The sequence below is a fragment of the Bacillota bacterium genome, from assembly GCA_023511835.1.
Classification (GTDB): Bacteria; Bacillota; Sulfobacillia; order JAIMAT01; family JAIMAT01; genus JAIMAT01.
The window spans coordinates 1-4,986 of record JAIMAT010000118.1 but is presented as its reverse complement, the minus strand read 5'-3'; the positions used below and the strand labels follow the sequence as shown (position 1 = coordinate 4,986).

Genomic DNA, 4,986 nt, shown 5'->3' with positions numbered 1-4,986 from the left:
CCCAAGGCCTGAGCGCGACGGCCGGAAGAGGGGGGTGGACGGCGTGGCCGCCGGCTCGGGGGGGACCGGCACGCCGGGGGCGGGCAAGGAGTGGGCGATGGAGAAGGTGAGCGCCTCGCTCGCCACCAACCGCCGCGTGCTGCAGCAGGAGCTGGGCGAGAGCTTCGACATCATCCGCGAGGAGCTGCGCGTCGCCGGCCGCGAGGCCATGATCGTCGGCATCGACGGCCTCATCGACCAGCCGACGCTGCAGCAGACCGTGCGCACGCTCCTCAAGGCGCCCGAGCCGGGGGACGGCCGCCTGGAGGCGGAGGCGCTGATCCGCGAGCACATCCCCTTCTCGGAGGCCCAGGCCGAGGAGCGCTGGGGGCAGGCGATGATGGAGATCCTCTCCGGCGGCGCCGTCCTCTTCGTCGACGGGCTGGAGCAGGCCGTCCTCATCGATGTCCGCAAGTACCCGGAGCGCCCGCCCTCGGAGCCCGACCTGGAGAAGGTGCTGCGCGGCCCCAAGGACGGCTTCACCGAGACCATCGTGCGGAACACCGCGCTGATCCGGCGGCGCCTCAGGGACAAGAACCTGCGCATCGAGACCTTCTTTCTGGGGCGGCGCTCCCAGACCCAGGTGGCGCTCCTCTACATCCGGGACATCACCCAGCCCGGACTGGTGGAGCAGATCCGGGAACGGCTGAACGGCGTCCGCATCGACGCGCTGCCCATGGCCGAGCACAGCCTGGAGGAGTTCCTGGAGAAGCGGGAGCAGGCCTGGTTCCCCTTCCCGCAGGTGCGCTACACCGAACGGCCCGACGTGGTGGCGGCGCAGCTCCTGGAGGGCCAGGTCGCCCTGCTCGTGGACACCTCGCCCGTGGCGCTCCTCCTGCCGGCCACGCTGCCGCAGCTGATGCAGCACCCCGAGGAGTTCCACGAGCCCACCATCCCGGGCATCGCCGTCCGCTTCGCCCGCTACCTGGGCCTCGTGGCCGCCTGGCTGCTGGTCCCGCTCTGGATCGTGCTGGCGACGCACGTCCGGGCGCTGCCCGCCTGGGCGCACTGGATCGGCCCCAGGAAGCCGGGCGTGCTCCCGCTGGCGGCCCAGTTCCTCATCGCGGAGGCGGGCCTGGAGTTCATCCGCCTGGCGCTCATCCATACGCCCAACGCCCTCTCCACCGCCCTGGGCGTCATCGGCGCCGTCCTCATCGGCCAGCTGGCGGTCCAGGTGGGGCTCTTCACGGCGGAGACCATCCTCTACGCCACCATCGCCGCCGTCGGCACCTTCACCGTGCCCAGCCCGGAGCTGGGCAACTCGGTCCGCCTGATGCGCGTCCTCCTCATCCTCCTGGTCTGGGCGGGCGGCCCCTACGGCCTGGCCGTCGGCGTCATCGCCGAATTCCTGCTGGTCGCCCGCGGGCGGAGCTTCGGGGTGCCCTACCTCTGGCCGTACCTGCCGCCCGACTGGGCCTCGCTGCGCAACGTCGCCCTGCGGCTGCCGGCGCCGCGGACGCGCCAGCGCCCGGCGCGGCTGGAGCCGGTCGACCCCGACCGCCAGCCGCCCATGGCGCCCGCGCGCTCGCGCCTGCCGCAGATCCGCCTGCGACGGCCGCTGGGCCGGCGAAATTGACCCACCCGGGCGCGCATGGTAGCATGGCGCCGACTTGCCCTCGGTCGATGGGACGGGAGTGACCGGAACCGCATGCCGCGCCAGCCGTTCCCGGAGGATTGGGGGGAGCTCGCGGTGGCGCCGGGCGGCCGGCTCCTCGTCGCGGGGCAGGACGCCGTCGAGCTCGCCCAGCGCTTCGGAACCCCGCTCTACGTCTTCCAGGAGTCCGTCTTCCGCCGCCGCTGCCGCCTCTTCCGGGAGGCGTGGGAACCCTGGGGCGGCGAGGTGGCCTACGCCGCCAAGGCCTTCCTCTCGCTCGGCCTGGTGCGCATCCTCCGCGAGGAAGGCCTCTCCCTGGACGTGGTCTCCGCGGGCGAGCTGCGCACGGCGCTGCTGGCCGGCTTCGACCCGGCGCGCATCTACTTCCACGGCAACAACAAGTCCGACCGCGAGCTGGCGCTGGCCCTGGAGACCGGCGTCGGCCACCTGGTGGTCGACAACCTGCCGGAGCTGGAGCGCCTCGGCGAGCTGGCGGGCCGGCGCGGGCGCCGCGTCACCCTCCTCCTGCGCGTGGCGCCCGGCATCGAGGCGCACACCCACAGCTACGTCCGCACCGGCCAGCAGGACACCAAGTTCGGCTTCGACCTGGCCAGCGGCCAGGCGCTGGAGGCGGCGCTGCGCGCCGCCTCCGACCCCTGGCTCGACCTGGAGGGCTTCCACGCCCACATCGGCTCGCAGATCCTGGAGCTGGAGCCCTACCTGGAGACGGCCGACCTGCTCCTGGACCTGGCCGCGCAGCTGCGCGAGCGGAGCGGCTATCGGGTGCGGCGGATCGACGTCGGCGGCGGCTTCGGCGTCACCTACCTGCCCGAGCAGCCGGCGCCGCCCGTCCCCTCGACCCTGGCTAGGCTGGGCGAGTACGTGGCCCGCGGCGCCGAACGGCGGGAGCTCGGGCCGCTGGCGCTGACCTGCGAGCCCGGCCGCAGCCTGGCCGGCCCCAGCATGGTGGCGCTCTACCGGGTGGGCGCCGTCAAGCGCGTTCCCGGCCTGCCCGCCTACGTGGCCGTGGACGGCGGCATGGGCGACAACCCCCGCCCCGCCCTCTACGGCGCCCGCTACGCGGTGCTGGCGGCCGGCGCCGCCGACCGCCCCGGGAGGGAGCGGGTGCGGGTGGTGGGGAAGTACTGCGAGAGCGGCGACTTCCTGGTGGAGGAGGCGCTCCTCCCCGAGGCGCGGCCGGGCGACGTGCTGGCGCTGCCCGTGGCCGGCGCCTACCAGGTGAGCATGGCCTCCAACTACAACCGCTTCCCGCGCCCGGGCGTGCTGGCGTTGGGACCCGGCGGCCAGACCGGCTGGCTGCTCCGCCCGGAGCGGGAGGAGGAGCTGTGGGCGCGCGACGCGGTGCCCGCCTGGCTGGAGGGACGGGTGGAGAGCGACGGTGACCGGGCCGCTACTGCGCCTTGAGCAGTTCGAGGGGCCGCTGGACCTGCTGCTCCGTCTCCTGGAGAGCCGCCAGCTGGACATCACCGAGGTCTCGCTGGCCGAGGTGACCGACCAGTTCCTGGCCCATCTGCGCGGCGGCGGGCGTCTCGACCCGGACCAGGCGGGTGACTTCGCCGTGGTGGCTGCCCGCCTGCTCGCGCTCAAGGCGCGCGCCCTCCTGCCCGAGGCGGCCCCCGCCGAGGCGGAGCCGCCGGCGGAGGAGGAGGGCGGCGAGGGGGTGGAGGAGCCGCCGGCCGACCTGGTGGAGCAGGTCAGCCGCTACCGCACCTTCCGCGACGCCGCCGAGCGCCTGCGCGCCTGGGCCGAGGCGCGCCGCGACCTGATCGCCCGGGTCGCGCCCGAGCGGCCGGCGCCCCCCGACCCGGAGGAAGTCCTGCAAGGGCTGACGCTGGAGCGGCTGATCGACGCCTTCCGCGAGGTCTGGCAGGCGGCCGCCAGCACCGCGCGCGAGCCGGTCCGCGTCGAGCCGCTGGGGCTGACCGTCCGCCAGGAGGCGCGCCGCCTCCTCGCCCTGGCCCGCCGCCTGGGCTCGCTCCCCTTCTCCGCCTGCTTCCGCGAGCGCGGGCGGCGGGAGGCGGTGGTGGTCACCTTCCTCGCCCTCCTGGAGCTGGTCCAGCTGCGTCGTCTGGGGGCGACGCAGGAGGCGCCCGGCGCCGAGATCATGATCCGCTTCCTGCCGCGGGGCGAGCGCGGGGAGGAGGGGGACGGCAGGGCGGACGGCGGGGAGGGCGGCGGGCCGTGAGCCCGCTGGCACGGGTCCTGGAGGCCATCCTCTTCGCGGCGGCGCGGGCCGTCCGCCCGGAGGAGCTGGCCCGCGCCACGGGGGCGGGGCCGGCCGCGCTGGAGGCGGCGCTCGCCGAGCTGGAGGCGGCTCTGGCGGGCCACGGCCTCCTGTTGGAGCGGGTGGCGGGCGGCTGGCGGCTGGTGACCGACCCGTCGCTGGCCGGTCCGGTGCGGGCGGTGCTGGACGCCGAGCCGCCCTCGCTCTCGCGGGCGGCTCTGGAGACGCTGGCCATCGTGGCGCTCCGCCAGCCGGTCACGCGCGCCCAGGTGGAGGAGCTGCGCGGCGTCCACTCCGAGCACGCGCTGCGCACGCTGCTGGAGGCCGGCCTCATCGAGGAGGCGGGGCGCAAGGAGGCGCCCGGGCGGCCCATCCTCTACGCGACCACGAGGCGCTTCCTGGAGCACTTCGGGCTGGAGAGCGCGGAGGCGCTGCGGGCGCAGCTGGAGCGGGGGGGCGACGGCGGCGGCCGGCGCCAGCTGGAGCTACCGGCGGCTTCCTCCAGCGGCGGGGCGAATGGCGCCGCGGCCGGCTAGGCCAAGCTGAGCCCGGGCGGGCGCGGAACCGCCGCCCCCGCCCGGGTGGAGAGCGTGCGCAGCATCTGGAAGGGAGCCGTCGCCTTCGGCCTGGTCAGCATCCCCGTCCGCCTCTACGCGGCGGTGGAGGAGCGCTCGCCGCACTTCCGCCAGCTCCACCGCCCCTGCTCGACCCCCGTCCGCTACCTCAAGTTCTGCCCCACCTGCGGCCGCGAGGTGCCGCCGGAAGAGCTGGCCCGCGCCTACGAGGTGGCTCCGGGCGAGTTCGTCGAGGTGGGCGGCGAGGAGCTGGAGGAGCTGCCCCTGCCGACGCGCCAGACCGTGGAGCTGCTGGACTTCGTCGAGGCGGCCGCCGTCGACCCCATCCACTTCCAGCGCGGCTACTACCTGGAGCCGGACGGGCCGGCCAAGGCCTACGCGCTCTTGCGCGAGGCGCTCCGCGCCAGCGGGCGCGCGGGCCTGGCGCGCCTGGCCCTGCGCGAGCGCGAGCGCCTGGCGCTCCTGCGCGTGGCCGGCGACGGCCGCACGCTCTCCCTGGAGACGCTCTTCTACCCCGACGAGATCCGCTCGCC

General features: G+C 75.5%; 5 protein-coding genes. All 5 read left to right on the top strand.

Annotated features, from left to right (window positions below):
- On the top strand, positions 1 to 1,615 hold a 1,615-nt coding region (locus K6U79_11020), incomplete at its 5' end, for a spore germination protein (protein ID MCL6522883.1).
- 72 nt (positions 1,616 to 1,687) lie between these two features.
- The gene (gene lysA, locus K6U79_11015; protein MCL6522882.1) at positions 1,688 to 3,058 is read left to right on the top strand and encodes a diaminopimelate decarboxylase; all 1,371 of its coding nucleotides are present in this window, start codon (positions 1,688 to 1,690) and stop codon (positions 3,056 to 3,058) included.
- The gene (locus K6U79_11010; protein ID MCL6522881.1) at positions 3,033 to 3,839 is read left to right on the top strand and encodes a segregation/condensation protein A; all 807 of its coding nucleotides are present in this window, start codon (positions 3,033 to 3,035) and stop codon (positions 3,837 to 3,839) included. Before lysA ends, K6U79_11010 begins: the two co-directional genes overlap by 26 nt.
- Complete coding sequence (gene scpB, locus K6U79_11005) at positions 3,836 to 4,414, top strand: SMC-Scp complex subunit ScpB (GenBank protein ID MCL6522880.1); 579 nt, start codon at positions 3,836 to 3,838, stop codon at positions 4,412 to 4,414. The genes K6U79_11010 and scpB overlap by 4 nt, the downstream gene beginning before the upstream one ends.
- Before the next feature lie 54 nt (positions 4,415 to 4,468).
- Positions 4,469 to 4,986 (top strand): Ku protein (locus tag K6U79_11000; GenBank protein ID MCL6522879.1); only part of this gene is annotated, 518 nt, incomplete at its 3' end.

Excerpts from the sequence above, each read along its gene's own strand:
- lysA (MCL6522882.1), top strand. The coding sequence starts at position 1,688 with ATGCCGCGCCAGCCGTTCCCGGAGGATTGGGGGGAGCTCGCGGTGGCG.